The sequence below is a fragment of the Bradyrhizobium mercantei genome (assembly GCF_001982635.1).
GTDB classification, from domain to species: domain Bacteria; phylum Pseudomonadota; class Alphaproteobacteria; order Rhizobiales; family Xanthobacteraceae; genus Bradyrhizobium; species Bradyrhizobium mercantei.
Map to the genome: position 1 here is coordinate 974,977 of NZ_MKFI01000004.1, position 17,481 is coordinate 992,457.

Below are 17,481 nucleotides of genomic sequence, written 5' to 3' on the forward strand. Positions count from 1 at the left end.
TTGCTTCGTCGCTTCGCTCCTCGCAATGACGTTTTTTTGCTTCACTTATTCAAGAAGTTCAGCGGCAATCCGGGCCGCGACCAGTCCATCGCGATCAGCTCGCCCTTGCCCGACAGCGTGATGTAGGCGGTCTTCAGATCGGGGCCGCCGAAGGCGATGTTGGTGGTGACGCGGTCGCCGGTCGGGACCTGCTCGACGACGGTGCCATCCGGTGCGATGACCGAGATGCAGCCCGAGATCAGCGTCGCGACACAGACATTGCCATTGGCTTCGACCGCGAGCGAGTCGAACATCTGGTAGCCGCCGAGGCCCGCGATCGGCTTACCGCGCTCGCCACGATAGATCACGTCGCGCGGCTTGATGGTGCCGGGCTCCGACACCTCATAGGCCCACAGCCGCGCGGTCGGGGTTTCCGCGATGTAGACGGTCTTCTCGTCCGGCGAGAGACCGATGCCGTTGGCCGGCAGGATACCGTGCACGGCCTCGACGATCTCGTTCATGCCGGGTTTCAGATAGTAGAACGCGCCGACGTCCATGTCGCGGGCGCGGCGCTTGCCGAGATCGGAGAACCACAGGCCGCCGTGCTTGTCGAACACCAGGTCGTTCGGCCCGCGCAGTTCATGCTCGCCGCACCTCGTCACCACGGTCTCGACCTTGCCGGATTGCAGATCGACGCGCTGGATCGAACCGCCGAGATAATCCTCCGGCTGCGGTCCCGGCATGATCATGTTCTTGGTCGGAATCCAGGAGAAGCCGCCATTGTTGCAGATGTAGATCTTGCCGTCGGGGCCGAGCGCAGCACCATTCGGGCCGCCCGGCACCTTGGCGACGATCTCCTTGCGGCCGTCGGGATAGACCCGGGTCAGCCGCTGGCCGCGGATTTCGACCAGCACGACCGAGCCGTCGGGCATCACGACGGGACCTTCGGGAAACTCGAGATCGGTGGCGAGAACTCGGATATTGGCCATGGCATCCTCCCGGCTCTTTGGCTGCCGGCGGTCTCCGAACGGCCCCGCACGCGCAACGTTGTTGTTTCATCCTGTTATGGCAAACGGGGTTTGGGTTGCCAAGCAACCCGGGGTGCAAGGCTGCCCGGCGTTGCGCGAGGCGGCACCAATTTCGCTGGCAATCACGCAGAATAGCCACGGTGTCATCACCCGCGCATGCGGGTGATCCAGTATTCCAGAGGCAGCAGTGCTTGAGCCGAGAGGCCGCGGCGTACTGGATCGCCCGGTCGAGCCGGGCGATGACAGCTTTAGTGGGGATGCAGCTTCGCGTTCTCGCGACACGATCTGTCCGAGTTGGGTCAAACGCGAAGCGAAATTTTGCCCGTCGGGGTGATTTGTCGCACCTCTCTCCACGCCGTCGTTCCGGGGCGTGCGAAGCACGAGCACGGAATGACGGGAGGAGAAAGCTTAGCTCAGCGAGCCCGCATGCACCCACCAGCCGGGATGCGCGGCGCGGAGCTGTTCGCCGGCGGCCTCGGCGTCGGCGTCGGTGGCGAAGATCGCAAAGCAGGTCGCGCCGGAGCCCGACATGCGCACCAGGCGAACGCCCTTCGTCCCGCGCAACGCGGACAGCACGTCGCTGATGACGGGCTCGATGCGCGCCGCGGGTCCTTCGAGATCGTTGCTGCTGCGCGCCAGTGCTGCGATCCAGTCGTCGACCGCGCGGCCGGCCTCCGGCCAGGACGGCGCCTGCATCACGACATCGGTGGCGCCGATCAGGAGCTCGCCATGGCGCAGGCCGAGCGCGTTGAAGACATCCTTGGTCGCAACCGGCACGCGCGGATTGACCAGCACGCAGGGCAGTCTCGGCAGGTCGAGCGGCAGCAGGCCCTCGCCGACGCCGGTCATGTCGGCCGCGCGCGAGGCGACGCACACCGGCACGTCGGCACCGGTCTGCAGCGCGACTTCCATGATCCTGCTATCGTCGAGCGAGAGCTCGTTGAGCCGCGCCAGAAGCCGCAGCGCGGCCGCGGCATCCGCCGAGCCGCCGCCGATGCCGGCCGCGACCGGCAGCACCTTCTCCAGCGTGAAATGGCCGACCTCGAGGTCGACGACGCGCTCGCCGAGCAGGCGCGCCGCCTTGAGCACCAGATTCTCGGACGTATCGCCGCAGGCATCGGCCAGCGGTCCCGCCATCGTCAGCGACAGCTCGGGCCCCGGCTCGAGCGTGAGACGATCGGCGCAATCGGCAAACGCGACGACGCTCTCGAGGTCGTGAAACCCATCGACGCGCCGTCCGACAACCTTCAGCGTCAGGTTGACCTTGGCACGCCCTTCTTCAATCAGCGCCGGCACGGCGATAAACCCCTAAAAAACAAACATCGTGATGCGATTAGCGTAAATCGCCGTACGATCCTATCCCTTTGTTTGCACGGAAATTCCGGGTTCTTGCATGCGCCGGACGCGCACCCACCGTCATGCCCGGGCTTGACCCGGGCATCCATCAACCGAAAAAGCAATTCACGAAAGGGGATGGATGGCCGGGTCAAGCCCGGCCATGACGATGCGGAAAACGGCAACGCCCGGGAGGAAGCCCGGGCGTCACGGTAGTTCCGGAAAATGCGGCGCGAGGAAGCGGACTAACCGCCCTTGCCGTCGTCGTCCTTCTTCTTGTCGGCGGCGGCGGCGTTCGAAGTGTCGTCGGGCAGGCCGTTGTCGATCTTGGCCTGGATCTTCGGCAGCTCTTCCGGCTCGGGCTTGAGGTCGCGGGCATGGGCCCACTGGAACTTGGCTTCCAGGGTGCGGCCGACGCGCCAATAGGCATCGCCGAGATGGTCGTTGATGGTCGGATCTTCCGGCTTCAGGTCGATCGCGCGCTCGAGGTTCTTCACCGCCTCGTCGTAATTGCCGATCCGGTAATAGGCCCAGCCAAGGGAGTCCACGATGTAGCCGTCGTCAGGGCGCTGATCGACGGCACGCTTGATCATCTTCATGCCTTCGTCGAGGTTGATGCCCTGGTCGATCCAGGAATAGCCGAGATAGTTCAGCACATGCGGCTGCTCGGGCTGCAGCTCGAGCGCCTTGCGCATGTCGGCCTCGGCCTTGTTCCACTGCTTGGAGCGCTCCTCGCAGATGCCGCGGTAGTAATAGGTGACCCAGGCGTTCTTGTCGCCGCCGGCCGCCGGCAGCGCATCGATCGCCTGCGAGTAGGTGGTGGCGCAGTCGGCGAACTTCTTGCGGCCGCGCTCGATATTGCCGAGCGCCAGGATCGCCTCGATGTCCTTCGGCTGATCCGCGGTGACTTCCTTGAGGATCTTGATCGCCTCGTCGCTGCGGTCGGCGGCGTCGAGATTGGTCGCGAGCTGGATCTGCGCGTTGCGCTTGAGCGGCGAGGACGCCGGCATCCGCTCATAGACCTTGATCGCCATCTGCGGCTTCTTCACCGACTCATAGAGATCGGCAAGCGACAGCAGCGCCAGCGGGTGGTTCGGCTGCAGATAGAGCGCAAGCTGCAGATAGACCAGCGCGAGGTCCTCGCCGCCGCGGCGGGTCAGCGTCGCGCCGATGCCGTACAGCGCCTCGGCCGCGCCGGCCTGCGGTGAATCGATCAGCGGCGGCAGCTTCTTGCCGGCCTTGGTCTCCTTGATGCCTTCGAGCACCAGCGGATGCCGCGGCAGCTTCTTGTCGAACGCCTCGTACATCGCGGTCGCGGCGGCGGCATCCTTGTTGCGCGAGGTCCAGCGCGCATATTCGTCGACCGTTCGCAGCATCGAATCGTCGAGCTTGTAGACCTTCTCGAAGCGGGCGCCGGCATCCTTCTCCTTGCCGGACAGCTCGTAGATCATGCCGGCATGCAGGTCCTTGAAGATCGGATACCATTCGGGGCCGGTCAGCTTGTCGATCGAGGCGACCGCGCCCTTGCTGTCGCCGGCGCCATAGGCCGCCCAGGCCGACAGCAGCGTCGCCACCAGATCGGTGATCGGGCCGCGGACCGACTGGTTGATGTTGGACTGCGCGGCGGCGTATTTCTTCAGCTTGAGGTCGCGCACGCCGACGACGAGGCGCGCCACGCGGTTGGACTTGTCCTGGGTCAGGATGCGGTCGGCGAGCTTGACCGCCTCCTCGATATCGCCGTCGGCGAGCGAGGAGATGAAGGCGCGGTCGAGCAGCTCGGAATTCTTCGGATCGGTGCGCAGCGCCGAGCGGTAGAACGCCGCGGCCGAGGCCGCATCGCGCTCGACACTGGCATGGCGGGCGGCGAGATAGCTGCCGGCCGTGGTCAGCGACTTCAGGTCGGTCTTGCTCGGGAATTGCGCGGTATTGTCGGTCGGGTGGTCCGGCGTTTGCGCCGCAAGCTGCGCAGGCACGGCAAGCGCCGCGGCAGCGAAAAGGGCAATCGTCAGGCGGTTGAATCGGGTGGACAGCATCACGGTCGCCTTGCTCCAGGGATTTACGCCAAGATGGATTTTACGGCCAAGATCTTGCGATCAGTCTCAAATTGCGAACCCAAGCGGCGGCATCACGGCGGGGGACAATGCCGCTTTTGGCGTTTATCCGCAAGGATCGCCCAGAGGTAACCCATGCCGAATCAATTGGCAGATTAGGCCTTTAGGCCCGCCGATCCAGCCAGCCCCGCAAGACGCTCCCACTATGGCGGTATCGTGACCGGGGCCGGCATATTCGCGTGCAGAAGCAAAAAGCGCGGGATACGGCGCAACAGCGCCCTGTTCCGCCGCCCCTATTGTACCCGACGGTGCAATCCGGCCGCTCCACATGAGAAGGGATCGAGCGAAGGTTGCGGCAGGTTGGGCTGCCGCCTCACGCAAATGTGGTCGGCCGTCCTGTCCCTAGACCGTCCTTGGCCCGCTCTTACATCGCCTCGTAGTTCGGACCGCCGCCGCCCTCCGGAGGAACCCAGGTGATGTTGCCGTTGGGATCCTTCACGTCGCAGGTTTTGCAGTGGACGCAGTTCTGGGCGTTGATCTGGAAGCGCGGGCTCGCGCCCTCCTCGACCCATTCATAGACGCCGGCCGGGCAATAGCGGTTGGAGGGACCGGCGAACACGTCGTGCTCCGACGTCTTCTGCAGGTTCATGTCGGCGACCTTGAGATGGACCGGCTGGTCCTCCTCGTGGTTGGTGTTGGACAGGAACACCGACGACAGCTTGTCGAACGAGACCTTGCCGTCCGGCTTCGGATAGGCGATCGGCTGGTGCTGCTTGGCCGGGTCGAGCGTCTTGCGGTCCGGCTTGGCGTGCGACTGGGTGCCGAACAGCGAGAAGCCGAGCGTGTTGCACCACATGTCGAAGCCGGACACCACCATGCCGAACATGGTGCCGAACTTCGACAGGAACGGCTTGGCGTTGCGGACCTTGAACAGGTCCTTGCCGATCGACGACGAGCGCCAGGCGTCTTCGTACTCGACCAGTTCGTCATTGGCACGGCCGGCGCCGAGCGCGGCGGCGACGTGCTCGGCGGCGAGCATGCCCGAGCCCATCGCGTTGTGGACGCCCTTGATGCGCGGCACGTTGACGAAGCCCGCCGCGCAGCCGATCAGCGCGCCGCCCGGGAACGAGAGCCGCGGCACCGACTGGTAGCCGCCCTCGGTGATGGCGCGCGCGCCATAGGCGAGCCGCTTGCCGCCCTCGAACAGCTCGCGGACGTCGGGGTGGGTCTTGAAGCGCTGGAATTCATCGAACGGCGACAGATACGGATCGTCGTAATTGAGATGCACGACGAAGCCGACCGCGACGCGGTTGTCGTCGTAGTGATAGAGGAACGAACCGCCGCCGGTCTTGTCCTTCAGCGGCCAGCCGAGCGTATGCTGCACCCGGCCCTTCTTGTGCTTCTCCGGATCGATCTGCCAGACTTCCTTCAGCCCGATGCCGAACTTCGGCGGCTCGCTCTTGGCATCCAACTGGTACTTGGCGATCAGCTGCTTCGACAGCGAGCCGCGCGCGCCTTCGGCGAACAGCGTGTACTTGCCGAGCAGCTCCATGCCGCGGGTGTAGGAATCCTTGTGGCTGCCATCCTTGGCGATGCCCATGTCGCCGGTGGCGATGCCGCGCACCGCGCCTTTGTCGTCATAGAGCACTTCGGCTGCCGCAAAGCCCGGATAGATCTCGACGCCGAGCGCCTCTGCTTTCGGCGCCAGCCAGCGGCAGACATTGCCGAGCGAGCCGATGTAGCAGTGATGATTGTGCATCAGCGGCGGCATGATGAAGTTCGGGATGCGGAACCAGCCTTGCGACGTCGTCAGGTAGAAGCGGTCGTCCTTGACCTGCGTCTTCAGCGGACAGTCGGCGTCCTCGCGCCAATCGGGCACCAGTCTGTCGAGGCCGGCCGGATCGATCACCGCACCGGAGAGAATGTGCGCGCCGACCTCGGAGCCCTTCTCCACCACGACGATCGAGAGCTCCGGATTGAGCTGCTTGAGCCGGATCGCGGCCGACAGGCCCGACGGGCCGGCGCCGACGATGACGACGTCGAATTCCATAGACTCGCGCGGAGGAAGGTCTTCAGCACTCATGATTCAGATCTCAGCCCATCGAGAACGCTTCTAAGCTTTTCAGAGGTCGTTGTTTCCGATTTTTGGCGGAAGGACAACCATGGAATTGCGCTTCCATGGGTTTGCACGGCCGCGACGCCACAGGAGCATAATCTTTTCCAAAAGCCAGCCTCTCCTTTTCCCGTTCATGCTCTCATCTCTTTGTCGGAGCATGATCTTTTCTTGTTGGCGCATGATCCTTTCGGAAAACCGGTTTCCACTTTTCCGGATCATGCTCTAAATTACATCCATGATGGCCCTGCCGCCCGAGCCCACCCCTACACTGCAGCAATTGCTGGCCTTTTACCTCGAGGCCGGGGTCGATTGCGCGCTGGGCGATGCGCCGATCAACCGGTTGGAAGAGGCGGAGCCAGTTCCCGCCCCTGCTGCGCCGCGGCCGGTGGCGCTCAACCCGCTGCGCCCGCCGCCGATGCCCGCCGTTCCGCGCAGCGAAATCACCGTCGCGCCGGAGGCCGCGATCGCCTCGGCGCGCGAGGCGGCGCGGACCGCGCCGACGCTTGAAGCCTTGCGCAGCCTGATGGAGACATTCGACGGCTGCGCGCTGAAGCACACCGCGACCAGGCTGGTGTTCGCCGACGGCAATCCACAGGCGCGGGTGATGTTCGTCGGCGAGGCGCCGGGCCGCGACGAGGACATCGAGGGGCTGCCGTTCGTCGGCCGCTCCGGCAAGCTGCTCGACCGCATGATCGCGGCGATCGGGCTCGACCGCAGCAAAGCCTATATCGCCAACGTCATTCCGTGGCGGCCGCCGGGCAACCGCACGCCGACGCCGCAGGAGACGCAGGTGTGCCTGCCGTTCATCCAGCGCCACATCGAGCTGGTGAACCCGGACGTGCTGGTGACGCTCGGCAACCCCTCGACGCAGGCGCTGCTCGGCACGCGCGAGGGCATCATGCGCACCCGCGGCAAATGGATCGACTACGACACCGGCACCCGCACGATCCGTGCGGTTGCGACGTTCCATCCGGCCTATCTGCTGCGCTCGCCGTCATACAAGCGGCTGTCGTGGCAGGACCTGCGCGCGATTTCGAAGGTGTTGCAGCCGGCGACGGTCTAACGTTGCTTCGTAGGGTGGGTTAGCCGAAGGCGTAACCCGCCGTTCTCTCCGCGTAAGCAAAGTTGGTGGGTTACACTTCGCTAACCCACCCTACCGATCTCACGTCCCCTTCGGCCGCACGATGGCCCAGCCGATCCGCAGCACAGGCTGCCGTCCGTTGACCAGCCGGTCGAACGAGCGCGGCACCTCGGGTACCAGGCCGGGGAAGCGCTGCGCGAGGTCGGGCGGCGGCGTGCCGGCGGTGTCCTGCGCGCGCCAGACCACGACGCCGCCGGTCTCGTTGAACTTGGCGACCGACAGCCACGGCGTCCGCTGCGGCGCGGCGTCGAGCAGGAGATGCGGACGGCGCCCGTTCATCGCGATCAGGCTGGCGAGCTCCGGATCGCCGGCGACCGCGCGCAGGCGCTGGTTGGTGCGGCGCTCATAGCTGTCGTCGAAGAAGCGCCCCATCGCGGCTGCCGGCAGCGACGTCGGCGCCTCGGTCGTGCTGGTCCAGGGCAGGAACAGCGCAGCCGCCAGCGCCAAGGCGGCGGGCGCCGCGACCGCGAAGGCCCACACCGAACGCAACAGCCGCTGCCGCCGGAGCGGGATCAGATCGCCGGTCGCGACCACGACCGCGAGCCCCGACATCAGCAGCGCCACGCCGGCGCCGCCGAAGGCGCGATCCAGATTGAAAAGCCCGGAGACGAAGCTGCCCGCGATCGCCGGCGCGAATGCGAAGAAATAGACGAATTGCTGCGCCAGCGGGCTGACGGACGGGCGGTAGATGATCGGGGCGTCCTCGGCGTCGCGGGCGAACCAGCGCGAATTGAGGATCGCCAGCACCACGATTGCCGCCGTCGCCACGATCAGCCCGCCGAGCACCACGCCCCAGCGCAGCGCGTGCGCCTTGAGATCGGCAGCCGCGGGCAAGGCCGGCAGCGCCAGCACGTCGGCGCGGACGAGCCAGATCAGATAGGGCAGCGCCAGCACGATGATGACGAGCAACGCGTAGATCGGATCGACCGCACGCAGCGTGCGCCGCCCGCGCTCGGTCGCCAGCGCAAAGCCGACCACCAGCAGGATCATGCCGATCGCCGCCGGCGTCGTCAGCAGCAGCAAGCCGCAATCGATCGACCAGGCGAACCAGGCGCTGCGCCGGTTCTGCCCGATCAATTGCCAGGAATGCAGCAGCAGCAGCGCCCATAGCGGCCGCGCGAGGATCAGCGGGCCGAACTCGACGCTGGGCGAGGAGAACACCACCACCGTCATCGACAGCAGCACCGCCAGCACGCCCTGCGGACCGCCGACGATGGCGCGCGCCAGCTGGTAGAAGGCGATGAAGGTGGTGATCTCGCAGAGCTGCGCCAAGAGATAGACGCCGAACACGTGATTGCCGGCGGCGCGGAAGGCGATGTCGGCAAGCCAGAACGACAGCGGCGGCCCCATGTCGGTGCCGACCTGATATTCGCGGCCGAAGGCGAGGATGGTGGCGAGATTGCCGGGCGGGCTGCCGTAGAAGATCAGCGGCAGGACCAGCCAGATCGCGGCCTGCACCAGCACCACGACCCAGACCACGAGGCGCGGCCGGGCGCGGATCAGTTCGACAACCAGGGAGGTAAACCGCATGAAACGCCCGAAATGCCCCAGCCACCCGTCAGCGGCGCCATCTGATCCCGGGGGTTTTGATAAACGGCGGCGGCGGTGGAGGCAACCGGCCTCGGGTATGCCGGTGCCCTACCCCCAAACTCCACTGTCATCACCCGCGAAAGCGAAAGCCGGTGATCCAGTACGCCGCGGCTTCTCCGCTCAAGCACCACTGTCTCTGGAATACTGGATCGCCCGGTCCAGCCGGGCGATGACACCGTCGGTGGGTTGACACCGCTGCGTGGACTTACGCCGTCGCGCGCTACGCTGCTTCGGAGGCCGCGGCTTCGCTTTCGGCGTCCACCGTGAACAGGTCGGGCTCGACTGGCGCCGGAAAATGCTTCAGCCGCGCGGCGACGACGGGGGCGAAGAAGCTGCGGTGATGGCTGCTCGGACCGAGCCGGTCCAGCGCCTCGAGGTGCTCGGGGACGCCATAGCCCTTGTGCTGCTCGAAGCCGTAGTCGGGGCAATCCAGCGCCAGCTGACACATCAGGCGGTCGCGCGTCACCTTGGCGATGATCGAGGCCGCAGCGATCGAGGCCACGATGCCGTCGCCCCCAATCACGGCGTCGCAATCGCAGGGGGTGGCGAGCTTGTCGCGGCCGTCGACGAAGACGTGCTTGGGCATTTCCGGCAGCGCATGCACCGCGCGCGCCAGCGCCCATAGCGAGGCGCGCAGGATGTTGTCGCGGTCGATTCGCGCCGGCGAGGCCACCGCGACCGAGAACGATGCGGTGGCGCAGATTTCCTCGAACAGCTCCTCGCGGCGCTCGGCGGTGAGCCGCTTGGAATCGTCGAGGCCCTTGGGAACGCGCGCCGGGTCGAGCACCACGGCGGCGGCGACCACGGGCCCTGCCAGCGGACCCCGCCCGGCCTCGTCGCAACCGGCAACCGGCCAGACGCCGCGCTTGATCAGCGCGCGCTCGCGCCGGAAGCTCGGCCGCGTTACGACGGTAATACGCTTGTCCGGCGCGGCTGATGCGGCCGGCTTCTTCTTCGACACGCTCTTTGACGCGCTGTTGGACTTGTCCCGAATCATGCGGGGATGGTGATCAAGCAAGGCCCGCCGCGCAACCGGGAACCTGGCGCCCTTCCCCGTTATTCAATCCGGACTCAATCCGGCACGCTCTAATCCGGGATGGACACCCGCCCGTCATCACGGACCGCAAAGCCCGGCGCGCGCACCACTTCCCAGGCGTGGCCGTCGGGGTCGCCGAAATATCCGCAATAGCCGCCGTAGCTGGTCGGTTGCGCGGGCTTCAGCAGTTTGGCGCCCTTCGACAGCGCGAACGCCATCACCCGATCGACCTCGGCGTCGTCGTTGCAGTTCCAGGCAATCGAAACGCCGTGGAATGCTGATGGCCGTGGCTGATCGGGCAGCCCGGCATCGTCGGCGAGCAGATGCCACGGGAACAGCCCGAGCACGCTGCCGCCGGTCTCGAAAAAGGCGACCTCCTCGCCGGTTGCGCGCATTTTCCTGGTGAAGCCGAGGGATTTGTAGAAGGCGATGCTGGCGCGCATGTCGCTGACGCCGAGCGTGAGGACGGTGAAGCGTGCAGTCGGGGCGTTACTCATGTTACCTTTCCCGTCATTGCGAGCGAAGCCAAGCAATCCATCGTACCGCATATGCTGAAGCGTGGATTGCTTCGTCGCGGAGCCTGTCATCGGGCCGCGCTCCGCGCGGACCCGTTGGCTCCTCGCAATGACGCCTGTGGCGTCAGAACAAGCTCAACTGCTGGCCGTTGCGCTTCGGCTTGGCGAAGTGATCGGTGGTCAACTTCGTACGCCGCTTGTTGAGACCGAGCTTTTCACAGGCGATCTCGAAGCGGCGGCCGATCATCCAGGCCATCGGGCCGGTGCCCTTCATCCGTGTGCCCCATTGCGAGTCGTAATCGCGGCCGCCGCGCATGTCGCGGATCAGCGTGAAGACGTGGCGGTAGCGGTCCGGATAGTTCGCCATCAGCCATTCGCGGAAGAGATCGCGGACCTCGAGCGGCAGCCGCAGCAGCACATAGCTCGCCTCCCTGGCGCCGGCATGGACCGCCGCATCGAGGATGCGCTCGATCTCGGAGTCGTTCAGCGCCGGGATCACGGGCGCGACCATCACCGTGGTCGGGATGCCGGCATCGGCAAGCCGCTTGATCGCCTCCAGCCGCTTCGGCGGGGTCGAGGCGCGCGGCTCCATGGTGCGGGCGAGCTTCGGATCGAGCGTCGTCACCGAGAGCGCGACCTTGGCGAGATTGCGCTTGGCCATCCGCGCCAGGATATCGATGTCGCGGGTCACCAGCGCCGACTTGGTGACGATGCCGACCGGATGGCCGGCACGCTCCAGCACCTCGAGGATGCCGCGCATGATTTTCCGCTCGCGCTCGATCGGCTGATAGGGATCGGTGTTGGTGCCGATCGCGATCATCCGCGCTTCATAATCCGTCGCCGCCAGCTCCTTCTCGAGCAGCGCGGGCGCGTCCGGCTTGGCAAACAACTTTGACTCGAAGTCCAGTCCCGGCGACAGGCCGAGATAGGCGTGGGTCGGCCGCGCGAAGCAATAGACGCAGCCGTGCTCGCAGCCGCGATACGGATTGATCGAGCGGTCGAAGCCGATGTCGGGCGAGTCGTTGCGGGTTATCACCTTGCGCGAGGTATCGAGCGCCACCGTGGTCTGGAACGGCGGCAGGTCTTCGAGGCTCTGCCAGCCGTCATCGAAGGCAACCCGCGCCTCGGCCTCGTAACGGCCGCTGGCGTTGGATTGCGCGCCGCGGCCGCGCCGCCGCTCGCGCTCGATCGCGACCGCAAGCTCGGGAAAAGGGGTGGGTGCACCCGCCGGGTTATCGGAGGGCGCCGTTACCGGCGGGTGCTTGAGGGCATGAGAGGATGCTCGGCTCATGCTCTGAAGCTAACACAGCTTTAGAACAAATCAAGAACAAGAGCGAAGAAATTCCACAGGAGCCATGCCGCAAAATTCTGCAGAAGAGAAGGCTGCTTTGAATATGACAAGGTGATAACACGGCCGGAGTTTCCCAAACCGTTTGAGCCACCGAAGCCTCAACTCATGCTGAGCGTGATCATTCCAACCGACGGCATCGAGCGCACCGCGGTCGCAACGCTCGTGGCGCTGGTGCCGGGTGCGGCCGCCGGAATCATCCGCGAGGTGCTGCTGGTCGACCGCACCAACACCGACATCATGGAGCGCGTGGCCGATGTCGCCGGCTGCCGTTTCCTGCGGTTCGAGGGCACGCGCGCCGCAGCGCTTGCGGCAGGCGCCAGACAGGCCCGTTCGCCCTGGCTGATGTTCCTGCATCCGGGCGCGGTGCTCGATGCCGGCTGGATCGAGGAGACCACCCAGTTCATCCAGATGGTTGCGGCAAGCGGCAAGGACCGCGCCGGCATCTTCCGCTATGCCCGCGCGCCCTACAGCGATCCCGGCCTGCGCGACGGCCTCAAATTCGTCGCCCGGATGATCACCGGGCCCTCGGCGGAACAAGGCCTCCTGATCGCGCGCGAGCATTACGAGCGGATCGGCGGCTACCGCCCGGACGCGCGCCGCTCCGAGGCGCGCCTGCTGCGCCGGCTCGGCCGCTCCTCCCGCACCATGCTGCGTAGCCGGATCATGGTCGCGTAAAGCCTTTTTGACCGTTCCTATGGGGGAAGACAGGCAGGCCGTTGTGATCGTCGAAATTGAACGACTCGTTCAACGATTTGTTACGGGGGCGGACACGTCGATCGGCACTGCGAATGAGATCGAGGTCGCGCTCGATGATCGCTTTCCTGACGACGATTATGTTCAGGAGACCGTCGAGATGCTCGCAATGTATCGTCCTGGAGGCGGAGAGCTCCTGTTCGATACGGCTACCATCAGGGAACGCCTGATTGAAACGATGAAGCGCCTGCGAAGAGACGCGTAAGTTTCACGACTAAAATGCCCTTGCCATTTATTTGATTCCGTCAAATAATATGTTTGATGAAATCAAATCCCCATGACACCGCCCTCGAGAGCCAGGTCGCCGCGGTCCGCGGCTTCAGCCGGTTCTACACCCGCAAGCTCGGCATCATCGAGCCGAAGCTGCTGCACTCGACATTCACGCTGCAGGAAGCGCGGATCATCTACGAGCTCGCGCATCGCGACAACTGCACCGCGACCGACCTGGTGCGCGATCTCGACCTCGATGCCGGCTTCGTCAGCCGCACGCTGACGGCGCTGCAACGCCGCCAGATCGTGACGCGGAAACCGTCCAAGGCCGACAAGCGCGTCAATGAGGTCGCCCTCACCGCCAAGGGCCGCACCGCGGCCGCCGATCTCGATCGCCGCTCGCGCGCCGAGGTCGGGGCGCTGCTGAAGCAGATGGACGGCGACCGCCGCGCGGCGGTGGTGCGTGCGATGAGCACGATCGAGCAGTCGCTGGAGCCGCCAACCGAGAAGCCGGTCGGCTTCCTGCTGCGCAGCCATCGCGTCGGCGACATGGGCTGGGTGATCTCGCAGCAGGGTCGCGTCTACGCGAAGGAGTATGGCTGGGACATCAGCTACGAGGCGTTGGTGGCCGAGATCTGCGCGCAGTTTCTGCGAGCGTTCGATCCGGCCCGCGAGCATTGCTGGATCGCGGAGGTCGACGGCGAGCCGGTCGGCTCGGTCTTCCTGGTCAACGGCGGCGATGGGGTCGCCAAGCTGCGGCTGCTGGCGGTGGAAGACAAGGCGCGCGGGCTCGGCGTCGGCCGCGCGTTGGTCGAGCAGTGCATCCGCACCGCGCGCGAGATGGGCTACAACAAGATGACGCTGTGGACCCAGAGCATCCTGGTCGCCGCACGCGGCATCTATGCCCGCGCAGGCTTCCAGCGGGTGAAGGAAGAGAAGCACCACAGCTTCGGCGTCGATCTGGTCGGCGAGACCTGGGAGATGGAGCTTTAGGGCTAGCCTTACGCTCCGCCGTCATTCCGGGGCGCGCGCAGCGCAAGCCCGGAATGACGGAGAGATTTGCTACGCGCTCGCGCCCTTCGCCTTTGGGCGGCGCAGATGCTCGTCGAGCCGCGGCATGATCTCGACGAAATTGCAGGGCCGCGTGCGGTAGTCGAGCTGCGCGGCCAAAATGCCGTCCCAGCCATCGCGGCAGGCGCCGGGCGATCCGGGCAGGCAGAAGATGAAGGTCGCGCCGGCAACGCCGGCGGTGGCGCGGCTCTGGATCGTCGATGCGCCGATCTTGGCGTGGCTCAGCATGTGGAAGGCGATCGAAAAGCCATCCATCCGCTTCTCGAACAGCGGCTCGACCGCCTCCGGCGTCACGTCGCGGCCGGTGAAGCCGGTGCCGCCGGTGGTGATGACGGCATCGACGGCGGGGTCCGCGATCCAGCGCCGGATCACGGCTCTGATCGCCTCGACATCGTCGGTGACGATCTCGCGCGCCGCGAGCTTGTGACCGGCCGCGGTGAGACGATCGGCGAGCGTGGTGCCCGACTTGTCATCCGCCAGCGAGCGGGTGTCGGAAATCGTCAGCACCGCGATGCTGAGCGGGATGAATTGCTTGGTCTCGTCAATCGAAGACATGGTGTACCTCACACACTGACGTCATCCTGAGGTACGCGCGAAGCGCGCCTCGAAGGATGGGCCGCGGGCTCCGTCATCCTTCGAGGCTCGCCGAAGAGGCGAGCACCTCAGGATGACGCCACAAACGGCGGGTCACGTTGCCCTTGCGCCGTCGGCGATCGCAACTAACCGCCGCCGAACGTGTTGCAGGCCTGCACGGTGCCCTGCTGGTAGCCGGTCATGAACCATTGCTTGCGCTGTGCGGCCGAGCCGTGGGTGAAGGAGTCCGGCACCACCCTGCCCGTCGCCTGCCGTTGCAGCGTATCGTCGCCGATCGCGTTCGCCGTGGTCAGCGCAGCGTCGATATCGCCGGCCTCGAGGAAGCCCGGCCGCTTCTTCTCCTCGCGATTAACCCAGACGCCGGAGAGGCAATCGGCCTGCAACTCGACCTTGACCTGTAGCGCGTTGGCCTCGGCCTTGCTGCCGGCCTGCTGCTGCAGCCGGCTCACGCGCGGGATGATGCCGAGCAGGTTCTGGATGTGATGGCCGGCCTCATGCGCGATGATATAGGCCGCGGTGAATTTGCAGGCGTTGCCTGAGCAGCCGCGGAAGCGCGTCTCGACTTCGCGGAAGAATCCGGTGTCGAGGAAGATGGTCTTGTCCGGCGGGCAGTAGAACGGCCCCATCGCCGATTGCGCCATGCCGCAGCGGCCGCCATTGGTGGCGTTGCGGAACAGCACGATCTTCGGACCGGTGTAGGTCTGGCCGGAAGCCTGGAAAATCTCGCTCCAGCGATCGTCGATTTCACCGAGGATGCCGGCGATCATGCTGCCCATCTCGTCGGTCGGGGCGCCGCGCTTGGTCTGCCCGCCCGACGCCTGCCGATCGGTCTGGTAGGTCGGCGCCTGGCCGCCGCCGGTGAGAATCTCGGCGCCGCCGATCAGGATGCGCGGGTCGATACCGAAGGCGTAGCCGAGCAGGCCGAGCACGATGATGGTGCCGATGCCGAGTCCGCCACCGCCGCCCATCGGAATGCCGAAGCCGCCACCGCCGCCTCCGCCCATCCCGCCTTCGTCGCGACGGTCTTCGATGTCGTCGCTGCGGCGGAAATCATCATAGCGCATGGCGGTTTCCCTTCATTCCAGTCGGCGCCCCAATGCGGGACACACCAACTTAAAATTTCCATTCTGTTAATCAATATCCTGCCCGGCAAAAATTGCCTAGCCCGGAAGACGCGCGTCGTTTGCGGTGCGAACGGCTGCGCGCAGCGGCGAATTTACCGGTCGAATCGTGCCGGTTTGATGATCCGTAAATTTTTTCGCCGAACGCGCTGATGTTGCAGCACAACGCCGACGACATGCGTCATGCCGCGCAAAAGATGCTGCAATCTTTTGCATGAAGATTTCCAATTAAGTCGATTTTTACTTTGCCGGGTCAAGGTGACTCCAGTCGGTTGTTTAGTCCCGCGTCGCCGACAGCGTCGCCTGAGTCAGAGTTCTTGAGTCATGGTAGTGTCGCGTCGCGGGGCGTCTGCAAGGGCGCCCCGCACTAAATTTGAGAGTGCACCATCGAGCCGGATCGTCATTGGCGATTGCGTGGCCGAGTTGTCGAAGCTTCCATCCGCCTCGGTGGATCTGGTCTTCGCCGATCCTCCCTACAATCTGCAGCTCAAGGGCGATCTCAAGCGCCCCGACGAATCGCATGTCGATGCCGTCAATGACGACTGGGACAAGTTCTCGTCGTTCGCTGCCTATGACGATTTCACCCGCGCCTGGCTGCTCGCCTGCCGCCGCGTGATGAAGCCGTCGGCAACGCTGTGGGTGATCGGCTCCTATCACAATATCTTCCGCGTCGGCGCCATCATGCAGGACCTCGGCTTCTGGCTCCTGAACGACATCGTGTGGCGCAAGTCCAATCCGATGCCGAACTTCCGCGGCCGCCGCTTCACCAACGCGCACGAGACCATGATCTGGGCCGCGCGCGACGAGAAGGCCAAGGGCTACACCTTCAACTATGAAGCGCTGAAGGCGTCCAACGAGGACATACAGGCGCGCTCCGACTGGCTGATCCCGCTGTGCACCGGCGAGGAGCGCCTCAAGGGCGACGACGGCAAGAAGGTTCATCCGACGCAGAAGCCCGAGCAGCTGCTCGCCCGCGTGCTGCTGTCGTCGTCGAAGCCCGGCGATCTCGTGATCGATCCGTTCAACGGCACCGGCACCACCGGCGCCGTCGCCAAGCGCCTCGGCCGCAGCTATATCGGCTTCGAGCGCGACCGGACCTATGCCGCCGCCGCCGAAGCCCGCATCGCCGCGATCGAGCCCCTGCCGGAAGCCACGCTGGCGCCGTTCATGACCGCGCGCGAGGCGCCGCGCGTCGCATTCTCCGAGCTGATCGAGCGCGGCATGATCGTGCCCGGCGCCAGACTGGTCGATGCCAAGAAGCGCCATGGCGCATTGGTGCGTGCCGACGGCGCCATCATGCTCGGCGACAAGGTCGGCTCGATCCACCGCATCGGCGCGGTCGCGCAGGGCTCCGGCGCCTGCAACGGCTGGACCTTCTGGCACGTCGAGACCAAGACCGGCCTGCGGCTGATCGACGAGCTGCGTGCCGAAATCCGCTCCGAGATGGCGGTGGGCTGAGCAGCCGCCAGCATTGCTGGTCTGTAGGATGGGTAGAGCGTAGCGAAACCCATCACCTTCTTGCCGCATGATCGACGGGTATCACTTCGCTCCACCCATCCCACGGTTCTGTCTCTGCTCATCATTCCCCGG

Annotated in this window: 15 protein-coding genes; 5 read left to right on the forward strand and 10 right to left on the reverse strand. The window is 65.5% G+C overall.

The genetic code is table 11. The annotated features are described in order from the left end of the window. Positions 1-41: 41 nt before the first annotated feature. The 4 genes from BI327_RS22545 to BI327_RS22560 all read right to left on the reverse strand — a co-directional run bounded on the left by BI327_RS22545 (position 42) and on the right by BI327_RS22560 (position 6,476). Positions 42-968 carry an SMP-30/gluconolactonase/LRE family protein gene (locus BI327_RS22545; RefSeq protein WP_076862977.1) on the reverse strand — a complete coding sequence of 309 codons (927 nt, stop codon included), beginning with the start codon at positions 966-968 and terminating at the stop codon, positions 42-44. A 447-nt stretch (positions 969-1,415) separates the two neighbouring features. Next, positions 1,416-2,303 (reverse strand): 4-(cytidine 5'-diphospho)-2-C-methyl-D-erythritol kinase, encoded by an 888-nt coding sequence (locus BI327_RS22550; RefSeq protein WP_076862980.1) that lies wholly within the window; start codon positions 2,301-2,303, stop codon positions 1,416-1,418. 284 nt (positions 2,304-2,587) lie between these two features. Then, on the reverse strand, positions 2,588-4,375 hold the full coding sequence (locus BI327_RS22555) for a tetratricopeptide repeat protein (protein ID WP_076863223.1): 1,788 nt from the start codon (positions 4,373-4,375) through the stop codon (positions 2,588-2,590). 442 nt (positions 4,376-4,817) lie between these two features. Further along, positions 4,818-6,476 carry an electron transfer flavoprotein-ubiquinone oxidoreductase gene (locus BI327_RS22560; protein ID WP_076862982.1) on the reverse strand — a complete coding sequence of 553 codons (1,659 nt, stop codon included), beginning with the start codon at positions 6,474-6,476 and terminating at the stop codon, positions 4,818-4,820. A 268-nt stretch (positions 6,477-6,744) separates the two neighbouring features. Here BI327_RS22560 and BI327_RS22565 point away from each other — a divergent pair, with 268 nt between their 5' ends. Then, complete coding sequence (locus tag BI327_RS22565) at positions 6,745-7,572, forward strand: uracil-DNA glycosylase (RefSeq protein WP_394329873.1); 828 nt, start codon at positions 6,745-6,747, stop codon at positions 7,570-7,572. Between the two features lie 99 nt (positions 7,573-7,671). On the opposite strand, the gene BI327_RS22570 is transcribed toward BI327_RS22565, so the two are convergent. The 4 genes from BI327_RS22570 to BI327_RS22585 all read right to left on the reverse strand — a co-directional run bounded on the left by BI327_RS22570 (position 7,672) and on the right by BI327_RS22585 (position 12,082). Next, a complete protein-coding gene (locus BI327_RS22570; protein WP_076862984.1) occupies positions 7,672-9,180 on the reverse strand; it encodes a glycosyltransferase family 39 protein in 1,509 nt (502 codons plus the stop codon). A 280-nt stretch (positions 9,181-9,460) separates the two neighbouring features. Continuing rightward, the gene (locus BI327_RS22575; protein ID WP_076862986.1) at positions 9,461-10,237 is read right to left on the reverse strand and encodes a ribonuclease HII; all 777 of its coding nucleotides are present in this window, start codon (positions 10,235-10,237) and stop codon (positions 9,461-9,463) included. 89 nt (positions 10,238-10,326) lie between these two features. Then, positions 10,327-10,773 carry a VOC family protein gene (locus BI327_RS22580; RefSeq protein WP_076862988.1) on the reverse strand — a complete coding sequence of 149 codons (447 nt, stop codon included), beginning with the start codon at positions 10,771-10,773 and terminating at the stop codon, positions 10,327-10,329. 142 nt (positions 10,774-10,915) lie between these two features. Then, positions 10,916-12,082 (reverse strand): PA0069 family radical SAM protein, encoded by a 1,167-nt coding sequence (locus BI327_RS22585; RefSeq protein WP_076862990.1) that lies wholly within the window; start codon positions 12,080-12,082, stop codon positions 10,916-10,918. 165 nt (positions 12,083-12,247) lie between these two features. On the opposite strand from BI327_RS22585, the gene BI327_RS22590 reads away from it, so the two are divergent. From BI327_RS22590 to BI327_RS22600, 3 genes are read left to right on the forward strand one after another with little or no spacing between them, the layout of a single operon-like run. Then, positions 12,248-12,817: a glycosyl transferase gene (locus BI327_RS22590; RefSeq protein WP_076862992.1), complete on the forward strand. Its 570-nt coding sequence runs from the start codon at positions 12,248-12,250 to the stop codon at positions 12,815-12,817. Positions 12,818-12,860: 43 nt separating this feature from the next. Further along, on the forward strand, positions 12,861-13,100 hold the full coding sequence (locus BI327_RS22595; protein ID WP_143271679.1) for a hypothetical protein: 240 nt from the start codon (positions 12,861-12,863) through the stop codon (positions 13,098-13,100). Between the two features lie 56 nt (positions 13,101-13,156). Beyond that, positions 13,157-14,098 (forward strand): bifunctional helix-turn-helix transcriptional regulator/GNAT family N-acetyltransferase, encoded by a 942-nt coding sequence (locus BI327_RS22600; RefSeq protein ID WP_076862996.1) that lies wholly within the window; start codon positions 13,157-13,159, stop codon positions 14,096-14,098. A gap of 69 nt (positions 14,099-14,167) precedes the next feature. Here BI327_RS22600 and moaB read toward each other — a convergent pair whose 3' ends face one another. After that, on the reverse strand, positions 14,168-14,731 hold the full coding sequence (gene moaB / locus BI327_RS22605; protein ID WP_076862998.1) for a molybdenum cofactor biosynthesis protein B: 564 nt from the start codon (positions 14,729-14,731) through the stop codon (positions 14,168-14,170). A gap of 164 nt (positions 14,732-14,895) precedes the next feature. Continuing rightward, entirely contained in the window at positions 14,896-15,834 is a 939-nt protein-coding gene (gene ypfJ, locus BI327_RS22610; RefSeq protein ID WP_076863000.1) for a KPN_02809 family neutral zinc metallopeptidase, read from the reverse strand. 381 nt (positions 15,835-16,215) lie between these two features. On the opposite strand from ypfJ, the gene BI327_RS22615 reads away from it, so the two are divergent. Further along, entirely contained in the window at positions 16,216-17,349 is a 1,134-nt protein-coding gene (locus BI327_RS22615) for a site-specific DNA-methyltransferase (protein WP_076863002.1), read from the forward strand. The last annotated feature ends 132 nt before the right edge of the window (positions 17,350-17,481 follow it).